The sequence below is a fragment of the Streptomyces sp. NRRL S-1022 genome, from assembly GCF_000720135.1.
GTDB lineage: Bacteria > Actinomycetota > Actinomycetes > Streptomycetales > Streptomycetaceae > Streptomyces.
In genome coordinates this window covers 146,747-167,229 of the sequence record NZ_JOIU01000026.1, presented here as the reverse complement: position 1 = coordinate 167,229, position 20,483 = coordinate 146,747, and the positions used below count along the sequence as shown (strand labels likewise).

The following is a 20,483-nucleotide window of genomic DNA, read 5'->3' as shown; positions in this document are numbered from 1 at the left end:
TTGCCGTACGGTTCTGCCAGCGACGCTGGAGGTGCCTGGTGACCAGTACGGGCGGTCCGGCCACCGACAGCGCGGAGCTGGACGCCGTTCTCGCCGAGACGGTGCGCCGGACGGGCGCGTCCATCGGCGCCCTGTACCTGCTCGCACCGGACGAGCGGCTGCTGCACCTGCACGCGGTCTGCGGGGTGGGGGCCGAGGTGGCCGCTCCGTGGGAAACGGTCACGCTGGCCGCTCCGGCGCCGGTGACGGACGCCGTCCGCGAGGACCGCCTGGTGTGGGTGGGCAGCCAGGAGGAGATGGTCCGGTCGTACCCGCGTACCGCGGTGGTGCTGCCCTACCCGTTCGCGCTGGTCGCCGCGCCCGTGACCGGTGTCCGGCGGTGGGGCGCGCTGCTGCTGATGTGGCCGGGCACCCGGCCCCCGTACATGACCGGCCGGGAGCACGCCAACATCGCGTCCAGCTGCCGGCGGGTGGCCCGGGCGCTGGAGGAGGCGGCCGACCGCGGATCCCCGCCCGTACTCGGCGGCGGCACACGCGTCGTCCCCGCGGGAACCGGCCGCCCGTCCACCAGCCCGGAGTCGGCCGTCGCCGACTTCGTCGAGCGGCTGCCCGGCGGGAGCTGCGCGCTGGACCTGGAGGGACGCTTCACCTTCCTCAGCTCCGGGGCCTGCGAGCTGCTGGGCGCCGACGCCGGCCGGCTGCTGGGCACGCTGCCGTGGCAGTCCCTGCGCTGGCTGGACGACCCCATGTACGAGGACCGCTACCGGGCGGCGGTGATCAGCCGTGCGCCGGTGGCCTTCACCGCCTGCCGCCCGCCCGACCACTGGCTCGAATTCCACCTGTACCCGGACGCCAGCGGCATCAGCATCCGCATCGTCAGCGCCGGGGAGGAACCCCCGCCCGCACGTGTCCACCGGTCCGCGGGCACCACCGCACCCGCCCGCGCCGGCCAGCTCTACCAGCTCACCCACCTGGCCGCCGCGCTCACCGAGGTCGTCGGTGTCCAGGACGTGATCGACCTGGTCGCCGACCAGATCATGCCCGCCTTCGGCGCCCAGGGACTGGTGCTGTCGGCCGCCGAGGGCGGCCGGCTGCGGATCACCGGTCACCGGGGGTACGCCGCCGAGACCATCGAGCGCCTCGACGGCCTCCCCCTCGACACCGACCTCACCCCGGCCGGGCACGCCCTCAGCACCGGCATCCCGGCGTTCTTCGCCGACCGGGAGGAGATCCGCCGCAGCCATCCGCAGGCGCCGCAGATCAGCGGCGCCCACGCCTGGGCCTTCCTCCCGCTGTTCATCTCCGGCCGGCCGGTCGGCTGCTGCGTCCTGTCGTACGACCACCCCCACGAGTTCCCGGCCGAGGAACGGGCCGTCATGACCTCGCTCGCCGGGCTGATCGCCCAGGCCCTCGACCGCGCCCGCCTGTACGACACCAAACACGAACTCGCCCGCGGCCTGCAGGACGCGCTGCTCCCGCGCACCCTGCCCCAGATCGACGGCCTGGCCGTCGCCGCCCGCTACATGCCCGCCACCCGCGGCATGGACATCGGCGGGGACTTCTACGACCTGATCCGCCTCGGCGACACCGCCGCCGCGGCCGTCATCGGCGACGTGCAGGGCCACAACGTGGCCGCCGCCGCCCTCATGGGCCAGGTCCGTACCGCGGTCCGCGCCCACGCGGCACTCGGCGCAACCCCCGACCAGGTGCTCGCCGAGACGAACCGGCTCCTCGCCGACTTCGGCCCGGACCTGTTCACCAGCTGCCTCTACGCCCGCCTCGACTTCGCCCGCGGGAGCATGACCCTGGCCAGCGCCGGCCACCCGCCGCCCCTGCTGCGCCTGCCCGGCGGCGACACCCGGCCCCTCGCCGTCCCACCCGGACCGCTCCTGGGCATCATCCCCGACACCGAGTTCCCCGTGACCGAGGTCGCGCTCGTCCCGGGGATGATCCTCGCCTTGTACACCGACGGTCTCGTCGAGCGGCCCGGAGTCGACCTGGACGACTCCATCAACGGCCTCGCCCGGCATCTCGCCCGCGCCGACGACCGGGACCTGGATTTGCTCATCGACGACCTCGTGAGCGAAGCCTGCACGACCGGGCAGCGAGCGGACGACATCGCCCTCCTGCTGCTGCAACACCGCGCCGGCACGCAGCGGGGCCACTCTCCCCGGGGCCATTCGGCGGCACCGGGGTAGCGCCCGCCGGGCCGCGCCCGCACGCTGGAGCCCGATGCGAACGCCGCACGCGCCGCCCCGCGCGGCGGACAAGGCTCCGGGAGGACCGAGTGACCGCTTCGTCGCCCGCCACCGACGCTCCGCCGGCCCGGTACGACGACCTGCGGGCCCTGGTGATCAACTGCACGCTCAAGCGGTCGCCGGAGACGAGCAACACACAGGGACTGATCGACCGCAGCACCGCCATCCTGGCCGCGCAGGGAGTACAGGCCGATGTCGTACGCGCGGTGGACCACGACATCGCCACCGGTGTCTGGCCCGACATGAGGGAGCACGGCTGGGAGCGCGACGCCTGGCCCGACCTGTACCGGCAGGTCCTCGCGGCCGACATCCTCGTCCTGGCCGGACCCATCTGGCTCGGTGACAACAGCTCCGTGATGAAGCAGGTGATCGAGCGCCTCTACTCCTGCTCCAGCCTGCTCAACGAAGCGGGCCAGTACGCCTATTACGGCCGCGTCGGCGGCTGTCTGATCACCGGAAACGAGGACGGCGTCAAGCACTGCGCCATGAACGTCCTCTACAGCCTGCAGCACCTGGGCTACACGATCCCGCCCCAGGCGGACGCCGGCTGGATCGGCGAGGCGGGCCCCGGCCCCTCCTACCTGGACCCGGGCTCGGGCGGCCCGGAGAACGACTTCACCAACCGCAACACCACCTTCATGACCTGGAACCTGCTGCACCTGGCGCGGGCGCTGAAGGACCTGGGCGGGATCCCCGCGTACGGGAACCAGCGCACGGCCTGGGACGCGGGCTGCCGCCGCGACTACGAGAACCCCGAACACCGGTAGGGGCACGAGCCGGTACCCGGCAGGCGCGCTCCGCCGCGTCCCGGCCGGCCGAGGAGGGCCGGCCGGGACGCGCCGCGCTCACGCGAGGTCGAAACGGTCGAGGTTCATCACCTTGTCCCACGCCGCCACGAAGTCGCGTACGAACTTCTCTCCCGCGTCCCGGCACGCGTAGACCTCCGAGATGGCCCGCAGCTGGGAGTGCGCACCGAAGACCAGGTCGACGGCGGTGGCGGTCCACTTGACCTCGCCGGTGGCGCGGTCCCGGCCCTCGAACACGTTCTCGTCCGTGGCCGACGCCTTCCACTCCGTGCCCATGTCGAGCAGGTTCAGGAAGAAGTCGTTGGTCAGGACGCCCGGCCGCCGGGTGAGGACACCGTGGGGAGAGCCCTTGAAGCCGGTGTCCAGGGCCCGCATGCCGCCGATCAGCACCGTCGTCTCCGGAGCGGTCAGTGTCAGCAGGTTGGCCCGGTCCAGCATGAGGGTCTCCGGCGACAGCTTCTCGCCCGCCGGCAGGTAGTTGCGGAAGGCGTCCGCCTTCGGCTCCAGCACGGCGAACGACGCCGTGTCGGTCTGCTCCTGCGAGGCGTCCGTACGCCCCGGTGCGAAGGGCACCGTGATGTCGTACCCCGCGTTCCGTGCCGCCTGCTCGACGGCCGCGCACCCGCCGAGGACGATCAGGTCGGCGAGGGAGACCCTGGTGCCGCCGGCCTGGGAGTCGTCGAAGTCCTGCCGGATCCGCTCCAGGGTGTCCAGCGTCTCGGTCACCTCGGGGACGGCGTTGAGCTCCCAGTCCTTCTGCGGTGCCAGCCGGATCCGCGCCCCGTTCGCCCCGCCGCGCTTGTCGGTGCCGCGGAAGCTCGTCGCCGCCGCCCAGGCGGTGGTGACCAGCTGGGGCACGGTGAGACCCGAGGCGAGGATCCGCTCCTTGAGGGCGGCGACGTCCTCCTCCCCGACCAGTTCGTGATCGACCGGGGGAACGGGGTCCTGCCACAGCTGCGGCTCGGGAATCCACGGGCCGAGGTAACGCGAGAGCGGTCCCATGTCGCGGTGCAGCAGCTTGTACCACGCCTTGGCGAAGGCCACCGCCAGCTCGTCGGGGTTCTCGTGGAACCTCTTCGTGATCGGGCCGTAGACCGGGTCCACCTTCAGCGCGATGTCCGTCGTCAGCATCATGGGGGCGTGCCGCTTCGACGGATCGTGGGCGTCGCGCACGGCGTCCCGGGCCGCGGGATCCGAGGGAGTCCACTGGTGGGCGCCGGCGGGGCTCCTCGTCAGCTCCCACTCGTACCCGTAGAGGTTGTCCAGGTACCCGTTGTCCCACCGGGTCGGCTCGGTGGTCCACGCGCCCTCCAGACCACTGGTGAGCGCGTGCGGGCCCGTGCCGCTGCCGTAGGTGTTCCGCCAGCCGAGGCCCTGCTGCTCGATGGCGGCGGCCTCGGGTTCCGGGCCGATATAACTGGGATCGACCGCGCCGTGGCACTTGCCGAAGGTGTGGCCGCCGACGATGAGTGCGGCCGTCTCCTCGTCGTTCATCGCCATGCGCCCGAACGTCTCCCGGATGTCCTGGGCGGCAGCCAGCGGATCCGGGTTTCCGTTGGGCCCCTCCGGATTGACGTAGATCAATCCCATCTGGACGGCGCCGAAAGGACCGGTGAGTTTCCTGTCGCCGCTGTAGCGCTCGTCTCCGAGCCAGGTGTCCTCGGGCCCCCAGAAAATCTCCTCGGGTTCCCAGATGTCCTCCCGCCCGAAACCGAAACCGAACGTCTTGAACCCCATGGATTCCATGGCACAGTTTCCGGCGAAGACCAGGAGGTCGGCCCAGGAGATTTTCCGGCCGTACTTCTGCTTGACCGGCCACAGCAGGCGGCGCGCCTTGTCCAGGCTCGCGTTGTCCGGCCAGCTGTTCAGGGGGGCGAAGCGCTGGGCGCCGCTGCCGCCGCCGCCGCGGCCGTCCGCGATGCGGTACGTCCCCGCCGCGTGCCAGCTCATCCGGATGAAGAGCGGCCCGTAGTGACCGTAGTCGGCAGGCCACCAGTCCTGGGACGCCGTCATCACCTCGAAGACGTCGCGCTTCAGCGCGTCGACGTCGAGGGTGGCGAACTCCTTCGCGTAATCGAAGTCCTCGTCCATCGGGTTGGATCGGGGCGAGTGCTGATGGAGAACCTGGAGGTCCAGTTGGTTCGGCCACCAGTCCCGGTTCGTCCTGGGCCGCCGAGGGGGTGTGGGCGTCGGTGAAGGGATTGCTGGATTCTCGCTCTCACTGCCGGACATGCCCGTCCTTCTTCCTGTCTCGGTGATCTGTGCCGCGTCCGTATGGTCGCGCACAGCAGGCCACACCTCTATGAAACACGCGCGGCAATCCGAATGACAGGCGCGGGGGAAAGGGGCGGACTTCTCCTCCCGCGCCGAATTCCGGCGCGCCGCATCGAATTCACGCGGATCCCGGGACGCGCGTGCGCGGACGGCCGGACGTGCCGTCGGGGGAGTGGTGTGGAGGAGGTGCGTGAGGCGTACGGAGGGTCATCCTCCGTGTTCACCACGCGTGTTAGCGGCCGCCGCCGTCCTCGTCGACCGCCTCGGCACCGAGCCGCGCTCGGTCGCCTTCCTCGCCGACACCGTGCGCGCCGGCGGACTCGCCCGGGCCGCGGAACTGCCCGAGCCCCTGCCCCGCCGGACGACACCGCGGCCGCCTGGCTGCGCGCCGTCGCGACCATCGTCGAGGTCAAGCGGCTGACCCGGGCGCGGGAGCGCAGCACGTGAGGTGAGCAGCCGGTCCGCCGCGATCGCGGCGTATGCCGGACCGTGTGCCACCGGCAGCATGTCGCGCCGGGCGCGCTGTGCGACGGCGAGGCGGCCGACGGCGCCCGGCTCAGGATCCGCCGCGTTCGCGGGGGATCCTCAGACCCGCTTCGATCGCCACCGGCAGCCGGTTCTCGGCCGGCGGCAGCGGGCAGGTGGCCAGGTCCGTGTAGGCGCACGGCAGGTTCGCGGCGCGGTTGAAGTCCAGGACGACCGTGCCGTCGGCGGCGGGCGGTCCGAGGGCCAGCACCCGGTTGGCGGCGTAGGTGGTGACTCCCGAGGTCGCGTCGGTGAAGAGCACCATCAGCCGGCCCTCGCCGTGCCCGGGGAAGGCGGTGAGGGACAGCGGGCGCCCGTCCAGTTCGAACTCGATCCGGCCCGGAGCGTCGTACACGTGTTCAAGGCCCTCGACGGCCGCGCCCACGGTGGTCGGCCGCGGCTCCTCGAAGGCGACGTACCGGCCCGTCACGGCCCAGCGCGGATCGGGCTCGTAGGCGGGTGTCCCGGTGAACGCGGTGCGCAGCGGCGCGTCCGGGTGCCGGGGGCGGACGATGTCGTGGCCGCCGCGCTTGGCGACCTCGATGACGGCGTCCCCCCAGACCGCGTCGACGCCACTGCGCTCGGCGAGCACGCCGAAGCGGTGTTCACCCCGCACCGGCTTCCCGTCGACCACCAGTTCCTCACCGTCGTCGAGGACGACGACGACCCCGTCGCGACCGCTGTGCCAGGCACCGGGCGCGTCCGGGAAACGCTGCGGCCGTTCGTCCAGCCAGTGCAGGCCGGTGATGGCCAGGAACCCGTGCGGGGCGGCGAGCCTGGCCTCCTGGGCGCGGTACCAGTCCTGCCAGTCCTCGGCGAAAGCGCGCGGGTCCGCCGTGGTGACCTCGGTGGTCATCGGTTCTCCTTCACTGGGCGAGGCTCGGCCTCGCACGGGGTTGCGGGGCTGCTGCCGGGACGGTGCCCGGCGGGTGCGCTCATCCGGCCAGTTCGCCGAGGAGCGCCCACGTGCGACGGCGGTCCGTCTCTCCGGCGATCCCGGTGTTCGAGAACACGACCTCGGTGGCACCGGCGTCGCGGTAACGGCGGACCTCGGCCTCGACCGCCTTCTCGTCACCGATCACGGCCACGTCGGCGGCCCGTCGGCCGCCGGAGAGTTCGATGACCCGGGCGTAGGACGGGATCTGCTCGTAGAACGCGAGGTTCTCGCCGGCCTTCGCCCGCACCGCGTCCACGTCGTCCGTGACCACGCCGGGCACCAGGGCCACGATCCTGGGCGCGGGGCGGCCGGCGGCCTCGGCCGCGGCGGTCAGGGCGGGCACGATGTGTTCCGCCAGGGCACGCGGTCCCGCCAGGTACGGCAGGATGCCGTCCGCCAGCTCACCGCTGACCCGCAGCGCCTGCGGCCCCATGGCGGCGACCAGCACGGGGAGGCCGTTCCCGGCGCCCGGCACCCGTGCCGGCAACGGGGTGGCCGCGGTCAGCAGCTCACCGTGGAAGTCGGCCGTGCCCGTCTCTGTCAACTGGCGCAGCACGGTGAGGAATTCACGCAGACGGGCGATGGGGCGCTCGAAGGGCAGGCCGAAGCCGGTCTCGGTCAGCAGCTTGGTGCCCAGGGCCAGACCGAGGTGGTAGCGGCCGTGCGTCGCGGCCTGCGCGGTCTGGGCCTGGCTGGAGACGAGCAGGGGGTGCCGGCCGAAGACCGGGATCGCGGAGGTCCCCACCTGCAGCCCGGGCACCTCACGCCCGACGATCGCCGCGAGCTGGGGTGAGTCCGCGCCGAAGGTCTGGCCGAACCACGCGGACCGCAGACCGGCGGCCGCGGCCTCCCGGGCCAGCCGCACGGTGGCATCGACCTGGTTGTCCGCGTCGGACGCGTCGAGTGCTACTCCAACAGTCATGACAGTCGGAACGGGGGCCCGCCGGGCCCGCATTCCGCTCCGCGTGTGACAGGTTCTTGTCAGTCATGTGTACGCCGGGGCAGCGGCCCGTCCGTCCTCGTCGGAGAGGTCCGGGCACGCCGTGCTACGGCGAGGTGGGCGGGTGCGGGCTGCGGAGGACGAGGAGGGTGATCTCGCTGGGGGCGAAGACGCGGAACGGCGGACCCCAGAAGCCGGTGCCGCGGCTGGTGTAGAGAAGGGTGCGGCTGCCGTGGTGGCTGAGGCCGGCGAGGGCGGGCTGGTCGAGGCGGACCAGGTGGTGGAAGGGCCAGATCTGGCCGCCGTGGGTGTGGCCGGAGAGCTGGAGGTCGATGCCGGCCGCTGCCGCCCGGTCGACGAACTTGGGCTGGTGGGCCAGGAGCAGGACGGGCAGGTCGGGGCCGGCGCCGTCCAGGGCTCCGGCGAGGTGGGCGCGGTGGCCTGCCAGGCCGGAGGACGCGGCGGTGACGTCGTCCACGCCGGCGACCACGAGGGTGTCGCCTCCGCGTTCGAGCAGCAGGTGGCGGTTGCGCAGCGGCTCCCAGCCCAGTTCGTCCATCAGGTCGACCCAGCCCTGGGCCTCGCTGTAGTACTCGTGGTTGCCGGTGACGTACACCCGGGCCCGGGTGGCCCGCACGGTACCGAGGGGGAGGGCCTGGGCGCGGCGGCGTTCGGCCGTGCCGTCCGCGATGTCGCCGGTGTGGCAGACCAGGTCGGCTTCCAGGGTGTTCACCGTCTCGCAGACCCGCTGCGACCAGCGGGCGCGATCGAGTGGGCCGTAGTGGGTGTCGGTGATCAGTACGACGCGGGTGCCGTCCAGCCCGGGACCCAGCCGGGGGAGTCGTACATCGAGCCGGCGCACGCGGGGCACGCGGCGGGCCTCGGCGTACCCCCAGGCGAGCAGTACGGCGGTGGTGCCGAGGACGGCCCAGGTGACGATGCGGGCCCGGTCCTGGCTCCCGCCGACGCCGGCCACGGTCAGGGCGAGCCGCAGGAGGCTCCCGAGCAGGACGGACCAGGTGAACAGGACCCAGCCGGCGCCCAGCAGGGTGTCACCGAGGATCGCCGCCCGGTCCTGCTGGCGCCGGCCGTGACCGCGCGCCATCGCCAGTGGCATACCGACGAGACCGAGGGCGAACAGGGCGGTGCCGGCCGGCGCGACGGGCAGGGGCCAGTGCTGGCCGGTGTACAGCAGCACCCAGCAGGGCACGGCCCACAGCAGGACGGGCGCGATCAGGGGGATGTAGCGCATCAGGCGCTGCAGCCGGCCCGGCCGCGGCGCTCGCGCCTCACCCTCGGCGGGCCGGGTGTCGCTGGTGTCGGTCACGCTTCCCCTCCTGACCGGACTGCCGTCCCGCGCACTGTATCCGGTCGCCTCCGGCCCGGCCGGACCGTTGTTCTGCCGGCGGCAGAACAGCGGCCCGACCGGACTCGACGGTCACTACCGTCCAGTCGCATGACGACGATTACAACGCGCACGGTCGAGTACCCGGCCGACGGTCTGACGATGATCGGGCACCTCGCACTCCCGGCCGGAGTCGATCGCCGGCCCGCGGTGCTGCTCGGGCCGGAGGGCATGGGGCTCAGCGACGTCGAGCGCCGTCGGGCCGACGCCCTCGCCGAGCTGGGCTACGTGGCGCTGGCCTTCGACCTTCACGGCGGCCGCTATCTGGGTGACCCCGAGGAGATGCTGGCCCGTTGCCTGCCGCTGCTCGCCGACCCCGACCGGATGCGGGGCATCGGTCATGCGGCGCTCGACGTGTTGCGCGCCGAGCCGCGGACCGACCCCGACCGGATCGCCGCCGTCGGCTACGGCACCGGGGGCGCCGTCGGGCTGGAACTCGGGCGCGACGGCGTCAACCTGCGCGCGATCGGGACAGTCAACGCGCTGACCACGGGCCGGCCGGGCGAGGCGGCGCGCATTCGCTGCCCGGTGTGGGCCGGGGTCGGATCGGAAGACCCGATCATGCCGCCCGCGCAACGGGACGCGTTCACCGCCGAGATGCAGGCCGCGGGCGTCGACTGGCGCCTCGTGGTCTACGGCGGCGCCTTGCACGCCTTCCACCACCCGCCGGTCGACCACCCCGCGGTCCCCGGCGTCGGCTACCACCCACGGCACGCGCAGCGAGCCTGGCACGACGTCGTCGACCTGCTCACCGAGTGCCTGACCTAGTGGAGTGATCTGGTCGACAGCCGCGATTCCGGCAGCCGTGGGGGAAGCCCCCGTAGTTGCCCGAGCCCCACGGCATCATCGGCGTATCCGACCGGCCACATGAGGGAGTTGTGGCCGGTCGGGCCGGCGCCGGCTCACCGGCGGACTGGTCAACGCTGGATCGTCTGTGCGACGCTCAAGGGAACCAGCCTGGTCTGGTGAGAGGCCCCGCGCCGCCCTTGAAGGTCATTTCCGGTGACCGGGACGCGGCTCGGGTTGTCTTGCTCGGCTGTACGCGGCCCCACGCCGCGTGCTTGATGCCCTCCGCAGCCGGAGGGCGTGATGGGCTCGACCCCGGAATACGAGGGGCGAACCATGCGCGTTTTCACCGCAGAGACACAGCAGCACACCGACCGCACCGTGATCACAGTGTGCGGCGAGATGGACTTGCAGACCTGCCCTGAACTGATACAGGCCGCGTCCGGCGTCCCGGTGGGCGGCAAGCCGCTGTACCTGGACCTGTCGGGCGTGACCTTCATGGACTCCAGCGGGCTGAACCTCCTGGTGAAGCTGCGCCGGCGTCTGCAGGCCGAAGGCGCCATCCTTGCCGTCACCGGGCTGCAGTCCCAGCCCGCGCGTCTGCTGGAGATGACGCAGACCTCCGAACTGTTCACGCCCCACACCACCGCGGCGCCGGCTCGGATGAGCCCCTGACCGTCGGAGACGGACCTCCGCTGTGGCGTCCGACGGTCCCGGATCCGTATTCCGGCGTGATGTGTGCCTCGTGACGGTTGTGCCTCGTCGTGACGGTGTGCCTTGTGTTAGTGTCACGCTTTTGCGTGGTCGTCGCGGTGGGCGATTCTGCTTGTTCGGTTCCGCGTGTGCGTGGGCTGCTCAATCCTGCCGGGCCTTCCTCGGTACGTTCCCCTGCGGAAGGCTGTTCATGAAGCATCCCGACGACTCACTCATCGCTCACGGCGGTCCCGCCCAGCCCGGGTCCAGGACCCCGGCGCCGCCCCCGGTCCGCCTCTTCGCCGATCTCGAACTGCCGGCGGCGGTGCTGCGGAGACTGAGCGACCTCGGGGTGCGTGAACCCTTTCCGATCCAGGCCGCCACACTGCCCGATGCCTTGGAGGGGCGCGACGTCCTGGGGCGCGGACGCACCGGATCGGGCAAGACGCTCGCCTTCGGCCTGCCGCTGCTGACACGTACGGCCGGGCGGCGCGCCGAACCGAAGCAGCCCCTCGCCCTGATCCTCGTGCCCACGCGGGAGCTGGCCCAGCAGGTCACCCAGGCGCTGACGCCGTACGCCGAAGCGCTGCGGCTGCGGATGGCCACGGTCGTCGGCGGCATGTCGATCGGCCGGCAGGTCGCCGCGCTGCGCGAGGGAGCCGAGGTGATTGTCGCCACCCCCGGACGCCTGCACGACCTGATCGAGCGCAACGCCTGCCGTCTGGGACGGGTAGCGATCACCGTGGTGGACGAGGCCGACCAGATGTGCGACTTGGGATTCCTGCCGCAGGTCGTCGACGTGCTCGACCAGGTACACCCCGACGGTCAGCGGATGCTGTTCTCGGCCACCCTGGATCGCGACGTCGATCAGCTGGTCCGCCGCTACCTCCACGACCCCGTCGTCCACTCCGTCGACCCGTCCGCGGGCACGGTCTCGACGATGGAGCACCACGTACTGGTCGTCCACGGCCCTGACCGCTACGCCGTCACCACGGAGATCGCCGCCCGCGACGGCCGCGTACTGCTGTTCCTCGACACCAAGCACGCCGTCGACCAGCTCACCCGCCATCTGCGGGCCAGCGGGGTGCACGCCGGGGCCCTGCACAGCGGCAAGTCCCAGCCACAGCGCACGCGGACCCTGGCGCAGTTCAGGAACGGTCAGATCACGGTTCTGGTGGCGACCAACGTGGCGGCCCGTGGCCTCCACGTCGACGACCTCGATCTCGTCGTCAACGTCGACCCGCCCACCGACCCCAAGGACTACGTGCACCGGGCCGGCCGCACCGCCCGCGCCGGTGAGTCCGGCAGCGTGGTCACGCTCGTGCTGGCCGGCCAGCGCCGCGAGACGACCCGCATGATGGCCGGGGCCGGCATCGAGCCGACCGTCACCAAGGTGCGCTCGGGCGAGGCGGAACTGAGCCGGATCACCGGCGCCAAGGCTCCCTCCGGCACCCCGCTCGACGGCGCGCCCGCCGTCCCCCGGCCCAAGAACATCAATGCTCCCTTCCGCGGCCTCGGCACCAGCAAGGACACCTCCCGCGGTGCCGGCGGCAAGTCCCGCAAGGCCGGCGAGGCACGCAAGCTCGCCGAGGCCCGCAAGGCCGCCCTCGTACGCCGCAACGGCTGAGAGCCGTTGCCGGCGTCCCGCACCTGGCCCGGCATGACAAGCTGTGCTGCCCCACCCCGAACCCAGGAGGTCACCATGACTGAAGAGCCCGCAACCACGGAAGGTTCGGAGCCGGCTGCCGCCGAGACGTCCTCTGTGTCGCCGGACAGCGACGGCAACTACGACCTCAAGCGCAAGTTCCGTGAAGCCCTGGCGCGCAAGCGCGGTGCGCAGGCGGACGCGGCCGATGCCGCCGCCAACCCGGATGCGTCCAAGGTGCGTGCGGCGCACGGCCCGGCTGCGAGCCAGCGGTCGTTCAGGCGTAAGAGCGGCGGCTGAGTCGATCAGTCCCGCGGTCCGGCCGCCTTGTCGGCACTCCGCGCGCTGTCCACTCGCGCGCCCGGTGCCGTGGCCCGCAACGTGCGCATGACCATGTGCGCGTTGCGGGCGAGGCGCAGCCGGCGGTCTCGCCTGCGTGAGGGCCCGACCACGGCTGGCGCGGATCGGTGGCGCCGCCGCACCGGCATTCCCGGCCAGGACCTCCGGCCGCCGACGTTGCACGGTGGCCGGGAGGTACCCGACGGCCCGGTGCGACGCCGGCGTGACTCACGAAGACGCCGCCGCCTCTCGCGGTGGCCGGCCCGAACGCTCGCGGCCCGCTCCCCGGGCCCGAACCGCCCTGATCGCCGCCGGAGGGGTCCCGCGTCGTGGCCGAAGCCCAGGACCTGCGGCTGCCCGCCCCACCAACCATGGCAGCTCCGGGTACCGCATGACCGACGGCTCTCTGCCTCCAGGAGGTCGGCCGGACGGGCAGCCGACCCCTCCGCACGAGGGCACACCCCGGTGCGAAATACTCTCCCGATGGGTTCACGCACTTCCCCGACCAGTCAGCCGATCACCATACGGAGGGCCGTCGCGCGGGATGCCAAACGGCTCACACGGCTCGTGCGTGGCTCAGGCGCCTACGAAGGCAAGTACGCGTCCGCGGTCGCGGGCTACCGGGTCGGCCCTGATTACATCGAGGCCCACCGCGCCTTCGTGGCCGTCGGCGCCGACGAGCACGGAGACCGGGTCCTCGGGTTCTACTCGCTCGTCCTCGTTCCGCCGGAGCTCGACCTGCTGTTCGTCGCCGACGAGGCGCAGGGGCGGGGTATCGGACGACTGCTCGTCGCGCACATGCAGTCCGAGGCCCGTGCCGCCGGGCTCGACCGCGTCAGGGTCGTGTCGCACCTTCCCGCCGAGGACTTCTATCACCGCGTCGGCGCGATACGGACCGGGACCGCCCGCGCGAACCCGCCCGCCGTGCCGTGGGACCGTCCCGAGTTCGAGTTCCGCATTCCTCCGGAGTGACGCGGTGTGCCGGTTCGCAGAGCACGGCAGTTGTGCCTGGTGGGCGGAGGCCTGCTGCAGGGGGAGCGGGGACCGCCATTCGAGTGGGCGCCAGTAACCGGAGAAAAACTATCCCGGTGACAGTAGACATTCCATCGTCCCAGGGCTAGCGTTGTCTCCGTACCCAGAAGTCAAAGTGGGCACAGCAGGGACGAACTGCTGTGCAGGTAGACGAGAAGGACACAGCCCCAGCGGGGCTGTGAGCAGCACCCGCGGTATCGCAATCGAAAGGTAAGGAGCAGAACGCCATCAGGATCGCCCGGGCGAGGAGCAGTCCGCCCGGGTACCGCAAGGCCCCGGATTGGAAGGTGGTCCCCGGTCACGCATTCGCGATCCCCGCAGCCCCGCCCTCCCAGGCGGCACCTGCGGAAAAGAAGGTCGGCGCAACGCGCCGGTAGATGGTGTTGAAAGCTCGGGGCCCGGGTGCCGGTACTGGCACTCGGGCCCCCCGACGCGTCCCCGAAAGAAGAGGTCTATGCCGCCTGCCGGCTCCCGTCCCGTCGGCCCTCTCGACGATGACGACTACCCCGCCTACACCATGGGCCGGGCCGCCGAGATGCTCGGCACCACCCCCGCCTTCCTCCGCGCCCTCGGCGAACACCGCCTGATCACCCCGCTGCGCTCCGACGGCGGCCATCGCCGCTACTCCCGGTACCAGCTGCGCATCGCCGCCCGCGCCCGCGAACTCGTCGACCAGGGCACCGCCATAGAGGCCGCCTGCCGCATCGTCATCCTCGAAGACCAGCTCGAAGAGGCGCAGCGCATCAACGAGCAACTGCGCGCCGAGGGCGGCAGGCCTCAGTCGAAGACCTCAATCTGATCAGCACGCCCACACCCGAGGCCGCCGGGGGACCGCACCGCGGAGAGATCCGGTGCCGGACCAGCGGTTCCGCCGTACCAGCGAGGGTGGCCGGGGCGAGAAGGGCGGTCAGGACGAGCGCCGTACGCCGCCGCTTCGTCGGCGTGCCGCCCCGCGCCATGTCCACCGGCGTGCGGCGCGGCGGCGTGCTCGCCGGTTTCGAGGACGGCAGCGCCGAGGCCCTCGCCGACCGCCTCGCGACCCGGTCACCGGACGAGCCGGCCGAGACGCGCGCCCTGCGCGCCTCCGTCCTGGCCGGCGCCCCGGTTGCCGCCGTGCGCGGTGCCCTGATCGCTTCCGCCCGGGCCCTGGTCCCAGCCCGGGAGTGTCGACTGCGCCAACTGGTCGTCCGCGGTGCCGGTACGGCCCGCCGTGCCGGGTGGAGGGCCGGTCAGGTCGGCCGAGGGAAGCGGACGGCGAGCAGGGCCCGGTCGTCGGGGAACGCCGCCTCGGGCTGGTGGTGCAGGAACCGGTCGCACAGTTCGGCGATGTCCAGGCCGCTGGTGGTGTGGGCGAACGCGGTCAGCCGTTCCATTCCTACGGCGAGGTCTTCGCGACGGCGCTCGATCAGTCCGTCGGTGTACAGCAGCACGGTGTCGTCCTCGGTCACGGTGACGTCGGCCTGTCGGTAGCGGACGTTCCGGACGGGTCCGAGAGGGGGCGAGGCGGCGTCGTCGAGGTAGGCGCTGGCGCCGTCGGCGTGGATGAGCAGCGGCGGCGGATGCCCGGCCCTGGCGTAGGTCAGGGTGCGTGTCCGGTGTTCGAAGACCAGGTAACAGGCGGTGGCCATGCCATTCGGATGGTAGCGGCCCAGGAAGGTGTTCAGCTCGTCCAGGACGGCGGCGGGGTCGGTGCCGCAGCGCGGCACGATGTTGCGCAGGGCGGCGGTGATCTGGGCCATGACGGTCGCCTCGTGCAGTCCGTGGCCGGCGACGTCACCGATGCTCAGGCCGATGTGATCGGCGTCCACTTCGTAGACGTCGTACCAGTCGCCGCCCACCGAGAGCAGGTCACTCCCCGGCGCGTAGCAGGTGGCCGTCTCCAGGCCGGGCAGACGGGGCAGCTGCGGCAGCAGGCTGAGCTGCAGGCGCTCGGCGACCCGGTGCTCGTGCTCGTGCAGCCCCGCCCGCCGCAGCGCCTGGGCGATCTGCTGGGCCACCGCCGTCACATGCTCGGGAGCGGTGGAACTGTCCGAGCCGTACACGATCAGCATGCCGAGGTGAACACCGTCGGCCTCCAGCGACAGGGCGATGGGTACAGCGTCCGCGGCTTCGCCGGGAAGCGAGCGGTCCGAGGAGGACGGCCGGTCCAGGTCGGTCCAGCCCCCCGCGTCGGCCGGAAGGCCGTTGTCCCCTGGCTGCAGGGGCGGCACCAGCCGCGCCGAGTGCAGGTAGAGCTCCGCTGCGATGGCCCCGAGGGCGGCCGGCGCCACGTCGCTGACGACGTGGGAGACCTCCGCGAGGGTGATCGCTCCGGCCAGGGCGGCGGTCAGGTCGTACAGGTGCTGCAACTGGGCGCGGGCGGCCTGTTCAGCGGCCAGCAATCGCGCCCGGTCCACTTCGGTGGCCCGACGGAAGGCGACCTCCCGGTTCAGCGCTTCGACCTGCTGGCTGAGCGCGACGAACTGGTCGGAGGTCCCGGCCTCGACGAGATGCAGTTGCAGGGCCGGCTGCGGGCCGTCCCACCACGTGGCGCGCGCCCCGTGGCAGCGGAACCGCCGCATGCGGCCGTCAGCGTCCTTGATGACCAGCGCGCCGGGCACGGGGCTGCCGCTGCTCAGCCATACGGCCAGCTGCCGGCGCAGCCACGGTGTGTCGTCGGGCCGTAGATCGAACACGCTGGTGCCCGGGCGCAGCCGGTCGTCACAGCGGACGGCGGCCGGGTTGGCAGCCAGCACGCGGCCGTCTGCCTGGCACAGCAGCACTGCATGCGGCAGCGGTCTGGTGATGGCCCGGAAGAGGCCAAGGGTCATGGGGCCACAGCCGGGTCGCCGAAGTACTCGCGGCCCCCCAGCGTCTCGATGTCCACGTCGGGGACCAGGTGCACCACCACGCGGCAGCCCGCGTCGCCGCGCGCGATGGTCTCCTCCAGTTCCACCCGCGCATACCCCAGATTGCGGGCGGCGATGGTGCCGAAGACGTTGGACGTCATCATGCACATCGACTCCCGGCCCACCACCTTCTCGGCGAAGGGGCACGCCCGATTGCCCAGCACGATCTTCTTCTCGTCGTGCTCGATGACGTAGAAGTCACCCTTGATGCGGCGCTTGAGATCCACCAGTGCCTCGGCGACCTGCGCACTGGTGAGCCGGTCGGTTCCCAGCCCCTTGAGGTACATCTCGTCGATCTGTGTGCCGACGGCCTGCCCCACCAGGCTGACGTAGCCGGACGCCTCCTCAAGACCGATCACCGACTCCAACGACGTGGCCAGCTCACGCACCAGAGTCCGCAGGAACACATCACGGTCCAGTGGAATCTCCACATCCGAAACCTGTTCCATGCCCGCTCCCTCGCCCTCAGGCCACGGCAGCAGCGCGACCGGCCGGGCCTCGATTCCTGTGACGGAATCCGATTCTGCCAGCACCCTCAGGTGTTCCACTACCAGTCCCGTCGCTCTCCCGGCAGGCGGCCCTTCACGCAGGCAACCCTTCACAGGATCCGCCGGTTATCCGAGAGACGCGGATGGTTCACCGGGCAGGCAGGGGTAACCCGACAGACGGCCTTCACCGTCTGCGCACCGGGCCGGTCGGAGGCGGCCAGTGCCACCCTGCTGGAGGAACCTCGTGAACGGCGAACCGACCATCCCGAACTGTGAGTCGCGTTTCCCCGCGGTCACGGCGAGCATCGCGGCGGCCCGGCACTGGGTCCGCGACTGTGTGGAAGGCTTCGGCGGACCGCTCCGCCGAAACCGGATGTTCCAGACGGCCGAACTGCTCGTCTCGGAACTGATCACGAACGCCATCCGCCACGGCGACGGCCCACCCCTTGTCCGACTCACCTGGAACGGTCGCCTGCTGCGCATCGCGGTCAGCGATCACAGTGACCGCTGGCCGCGCGTGCGTGCCACCCAGAACACCGAGCCGGGCGGCTTCGGCATGCAACTCCTCGAAAGACTCGCCCAACGCTGGGGCGTCACTCCCCGCCACCCCGGCAAGACGGTCTGGGCCGAACTCAGCGTCGACCCGTGACTTCGCAGCTGATCCGCCTGGAGCTCATCCGCGAGGGGCCGGGCGTGCGAGCGGCGGAGGTCCGCTGGGCCGCTACGCGGCCGGCCGGTTCCGCAGCCGCGGGCCGGAGGAGACGGGGGACATCGTCCAGGCCGGCATGATCGGGCTGATCAGGGGCAACCGACTGGTTCGAGCCGTCCCGCGCCCTGCGGGACTTCACCGGTGCCGTAGCCCAGGCGCTGGAGCCGGCTCGCCCACCGTTGAACCCGACGCCGTCCGGCGGCAGCGAGGTCAGCACCGCGCACCGCGGTGTGAAGGAGTCAGCCGACATGTGGAGCCCTTGCGGGCGAATCGGGTTACCGGACGGGGTCTGAGAGGCTGTCGCACATGGATATCGTTCGCAGGAACAACGTCACCGTCACCGGCAACCCCCAGGGGCGGCCGGTGGTGCTGGCTCACGGGTTCGGCTGCGATCAGAACATGTGGCGGCTGACACTGCCTGCGCTGGTCGATGACTACCGGGTCGTGCTGTTCGACTACGTCGGCTCGGGCCGCTCGGATCCGGCCGCCTTCTCGGAGGTCCGATACGCCTCTCTGACCGGTTACGCCCAGGACGTGGTCGAGGTGTGCGAGGCGCTCGATCTGCGCGATGCCGTGTTCGTGGGACATTCGGTCAGCGCGATGATCGGCGTACTCGCGGCTGACCTGGCTCCGGAGCGAGTCGGGGCGCATGTCATGGTGGCTCCGTCTCCTCGGTACATCGATGACGACGGCTACCGTGGCGGCTTCAGCGCCGACGACATCGACGAGCTGCTGGTGTCGCTGGAGTCGAACTATCTGGGCTGGTCGGCGGTGATGGCACCGGTGATCATGGGGAACGCGGACCGGCCCGAGCTCGGCGAGGAGCTGAAGAACAGCTTCTGCGCCACCGACCCGGACATGGCGCGCGTCTTCGCCCGGACCACGTTCCTGTCGGATTCGCGGGACGACCTGAAGGGCGTGCGCGCCCCGACGCTGGTGCTGGAATGCACCCAGGACGTGATCGCCCCCCGGGAAGTGGGTGCTTTCGTCCACGCAGCGATCCCCGGCTCCACGCTGGTCACACTGGACGCGACCGGCCACTGCCCGCATCTGTCCGCCCCCGACGCCACCAATGAAGCCATACGGAGCTTCCTGGCGGAATTGCGGTGATGTGCCGCACCGGGCAGCATCACGACCCCTACAGGGCCGACGACGCCAAGGCCTCCAGCAGCGCGGCATTCGCCGCGCTGCTGGAGGACAGCGCCGAGGACCTGTACGAGAGCGCACCGTGCGGATACCTGTCCACGCTGATGGACGGCACCATCGCCAAGATCAACACCACGCTGCTGGACTGGCTCGGCCTGACCCGGGAAGCGGTGGTGGGCCGCATGCGGTTCACCGACCTGCTGACCGTCGGCGGCAAGCTGTACCACGAGACGCACTTCGCGCCGCTGCTGCGGATGCAGGGCGAGGTCGGCGGCATCGCCCTGGAGATCAAACAGACAGGCGGCGGCCGGCTGCCGGCGCTCGTGTCCTCCGTGGTCAAGCACGGCGGTGCCGGCGAACCCCTGCTGATCCGCACCACCGTCTTCGACGCTCGGGACCGCCGCGCCTACGAACAGGAACTCCTGCGCAGCCGGAAGGCGGCCGAAGAAGCGCGCGAGCAGGCGGAGGCCCACCGGGACCGGCTGCAGGACGCCCTCGCCGTGCTCCAGCAGTCACTGCTGCCCGACATCCTGCCGGCGGTACCCGGGATGGAGACGGCCGCCTACTACCACACCGCCCATCCCGAACGGCTCGGCGGCGACTTCTACGACGTCTTCCCCGTCGACGGCAATCGCTTCGGCTTCTTCCTCGGCGACGTGTGCGGCAAGGGACCGCAGGCGGCGGCGGTCACCTCACTGACGCGCTACACCCTGCGCGCCGCCGCCCTGCACGAACCCGACCCCGTCTCCGCCCTGACCACCCTCAACAAGGTGCTCCACGAGCGGTACACCGCCGGCAGCGGTGACCCGCGGTACTGCACCGCGGTCTTCGGCACCCTGGAGCCCGACCCCGGTACCGGGAAGGTCACCGTCCACCTGGCCTCGGGCGGCCACCCCCCGGTCATCATCGCGCGTGCCGACGGCACGGCCCATTTCCTGCCGACCCCCGGTGGGCTGCTCGTCGGCATCCTGCCCTCCGCGCGCTTCACCGCCGCCACGACCGTGCTCGGCCCCGGCGACGTGCTCCTGCTCTACACCGACGGCATCACCGAAGCCCGTACCGGCGAGGACCGCACCAGCCGGTACGGGGACGAGGCCCTGCTCGCCTTCGCCGCCGACCACGCCGGTCACTCCCCGCAGGCCGTCATCCGGGCACTGACCGGTCTGCTGCACGGCTTCGGCGACGGGCTCGACGACGACACCGCCCTGCTCGCCCTCGGCGTCACCGCCCCCGCCACCCCACAGACCAGAAGCAGCTGATGAGCCCTCTCAAGACCACCCTCCGAGACGCCGCCGCCGGTCCCGTTCTGGAGGTGCTCGGCGAGCTCGACTACGGCAGCGCCGACGAACTGCGCGAACTGGTCCCGACCATCACCCTGCGACCGGGCCAGCGCCTCGTCCTGGACCTCGGCGGTATGACTCTCTGCGACTCCAGCGGCGTCACCGCCCTGATCGCCGCCTACAACCACGCGCAGGCCGCCCGGGCGGACATCGCGCTCACTGCCGTACCCGCCCCGATCTTGCGCATGCTGCGCATCGTCGGCCTGGACCAGCTCTTCCCCATCGACTCGGACAGCGACCCCGCCCCCCGTTCCTGACCTGCCTCGGTGTCC

General features: G+C 71.7%; 18 protein-coding genes and 1 pseudogene. 13 read left to right on the top strand and 6 right to left on the bottom strand.

The features are described from left to right. The first annotated feature begins 38 nt into the window (after window positions 1-38). Window positions 39-2,198, top strand: a complete 2,160-nt coding sequence (locus tag IG05_RS0132245) for a SpoIIE family protein phosphatase (protein ID WP_051790495.1) — start codon at window positions 39-41, stop codon at window positions 2,196-2,198. 89 nt (window positions 2,199-2,287) lie between these two features. Then, on the top strand, window positions 2,288-3,025 hold the full coding sequence (locus tag IG05_RS0132240) for a flavodoxin family protein (protein WP_030347585.1): 738 nt from the start codon (window positions 2,288-2,290) through the stop codon (window positions 3,023-3,025). Between the two features lie 78 nt (window positions 3,026-3,103). On the opposite strand, the gene katG is transcribed toward IG05_RS0132240, so the two are convergent. From katG to IG05_RS0132220, 4 genes are all read right to left on the bottom strand, one after another. Continuing rightward, window positions 3,104-5,296 carry a catalase/peroxidase HPI gene (katG, locus tag IG05_RS0132235; protein ID WP_030347584.1) on the bottom strand — a complete coding sequence of 731 codons (2,193 nt, stop codon included), beginning with the start codon at window positions 5,294-5,296 and terminating at the stop codon, window positions 3,104-3,106. A gap of 598 nt (window positions 5,297-5,894) precedes the next feature. Continuing rightward, a complete protein-coding gene (locus tag IG05_RS0132230) occupies window positions 5,895-6,719 on the bottom strand; it encodes a DUF1684 domain-containing protein (protein ID WP_030347583.1) in 825 nt (274 codons plus the stop codon). 79 nt (window positions 6,720-6,798) lie between these two features. Further along, window positions 6,799-7,722 (bottom strand): LLM class F420-dependent oxidoreductase, encoded by a 924-nt coding sequence (locus IG05_RS0132225; RefSeq protein WP_030347582.1) that lies wholly within the window; start codon window positions 7,720-7,722, stop codon window positions 6,799-6,801. Between the two features lie 124 nt (window positions 7,723-7,846). After that, window positions 7,847-9,067: a metallophosphoesterase gene (locus IG05_RS0132220; RefSeq protein WP_030347581.1), complete on the bottom strand. Its 1,221-nt coding sequence runs from the start codon at window positions 9,065-9,067 to the stop codon at window positions 7,847-7,849. Window positions 9,068-9,196: 129 nt separating this feature from the next. On the opposite strand from IG05_RS0132220, the gene IG05_RS0132215 reads away from it, so the two are divergent. The 6 genes from IG05_RS0132215 to IG05_RS0132190 all read left to right on the top strand — a co-directional run bounded on the left by IG05_RS0132215 (window position 9,197) and on the right by IG05_RS0132190 (window position 14,439). Then, complete coding sequence (locus IG05_RS0132215; RefSeq protein ID WP_030347580.1) at window positions 9,197-9,913, top strand: dienelactone hydrolase family protein; 717 nt, start codon at window positions 9,197-9,199, stop codon at window positions 9,911-9,913. Between the two features lie 321 nt (window positions 9,914-10,234). Next, window positions 10,235-10,606, top strand: coding sequence for an STAS domain-containing protein (locus tag IG05_RS0132210; RefSeq protein WP_051790493.1), 372 nt, complete (start codon window positions 10,235-10,237; stop codon window positions 10,604-10,606). A gap of 229 nt (window positions 10,607-10,835) precedes the next feature. After that, window positions 10,836-12,251, top strand: coding sequence for a DEAD/DEAH box helicase (locus IG05_RS0132205; RefSeq protein WP_030347578.1), 1,416 nt, complete (start codon window positions 10,836-10,838; stop codon window positions 12,249-12,251). A gap of 75 nt (window positions 12,252-12,326) precedes the next feature. Further along, entirely contained in the window at window positions 12,327-12,569 is a 243-nt protein-coding gene (locus IG05_RS0132200) for a DUF5302 domain-containing protein (protein WP_030347577.1), read from the top strand. 522 nt (window positions 12,570-13,091) lie between these two features. Next, window positions 13,092-13,580, top strand: a complete 489-nt coding sequence (locus tag IG05_RS0132195; protein WP_030347576.1) for a GNAT family N-acetyltransferase — start codon at window positions 13,092-13,094, stop codon at window positions 13,578-13,580. Window positions 13,581-14,094: 514 nt separating this feature from the next. Beyond that, the gene (locus IG05_RS0132190; RefSeq protein WP_030347575.1) at window positions 14,095-14,439 is read left to right on the top strand and encodes a MerR family transcriptional regulator; all 345 of its coding nucleotides are present in this window, start codon (window positions 14,095-14,097) and stop codon (window positions 14,437-14,439) included. Between the two features lie 430 nt (window positions 14,440-14,869). Here IG05_RS0132190 and IG05_RS43905 read toward each other — a convergent pair whose 3' ends face one another. Together IG05_RS43905 and IG05_RS0132180 are read right to left on the bottom strand one after the other, a co-directional pair. Next, entirely contained in the window at window positions 14,870-16,450 is a 1,581-nt protein-coding gene (locus tag IG05_RS43905) for a PP2C family protein-serine/threonine phosphatase (RefSeq protein ID WP_030347574.1), read from the bottom strand. Continuing rightward, window positions 16,447-16,977: a methanogen output domain 1-containing protein gene (locus IG05_RS0132180; RefSeq protein ID WP_030347573.1), complete on the bottom strand. Its 531-nt coding sequence runs from the start codon at window positions 16,975-16,977 to the stop codon at window positions 16,447-16,449. The genes IG05_RS43905 and IG05_RS0132180 overlap by 4 nt, the downstream gene beginning before the upstream one ends. A 283-nt stretch (window positions 16,978-17,260) precedes the next feature. Here IG05_RS0132180 and IG05_RS47235 point away from each other — a divergent pair, with 283 nt between their 5' ends. The 5 genes and pseudogenes from IG05_RS47235 to IG05_RS0132155 all read left to right on the top strand — a co-directional run bounded on the left by IG05_RS47235 (window position 17,261) and on the right by IG05_RS0132155 (window position 20,468). Beyond that, window positions 17,261-17,665 carry an ATP-binding protein gene (locus IG05_RS47235; protein ID WP_037815074.1) on the top strand — a complete coding sequence of 135 codons (405 nt, stop codon included), beginning with the start codon at window positions 17,261-17,263 and terminating at the stop codon, window positions 17,663-17,665. Window positions 17,666-17,729: 64 nt separating this feature from the next. Next, a pseudogene (locus IG05_RS49575) lies at window positions 17,730-17,819 on the top strand (RNA polymerase sigma factor SigF); the annotation flags it as partial. A 212-nt stretch (window positions 17,820-18,031) separates the two neighbouring features. Further along, window positions 18,032-18,835, top strand: coding sequence for an alpha/beta fold hydrolase (locus IG05_RS0132165; protein WP_030347571.1), 804 nt, complete (start codon window positions 18,032-18,034; stop codon window positions 18,833-18,835). Then, the gene (locus tag IG05_RS0132160) at window positions 18,835-20,130 is read left to right on the top strand and encodes a SpoIIE family protein phosphatase (protein WP_030347570.1); all 1,296 of its coding nucleotides are present in this window, start codon (window positions 18,835-18,837) and stop codon (window positions 20,128-20,130) included. The genes IG05_RS0132165 and IG05_RS0132160 overlap by 1 nt, the downstream gene beginning before the upstream one ends. Continuing rightward, complete coding sequence (locus IG05_RS0132155) at window positions 20,130-20,468, top strand: STAS domain-containing protein (RefSeq protein ID WP_030347569.1); 339 nt, start codon at window positions 20,130-20,132, stop codon at window positions 20,466-20,468. The genes IG05_RS0132160 and IG05_RS0132155 overlap by 1 nt, the downstream gene beginning before the upstream one ends. Window positions 20,469-20,483 lie beyond the last annotated feature (15 nt).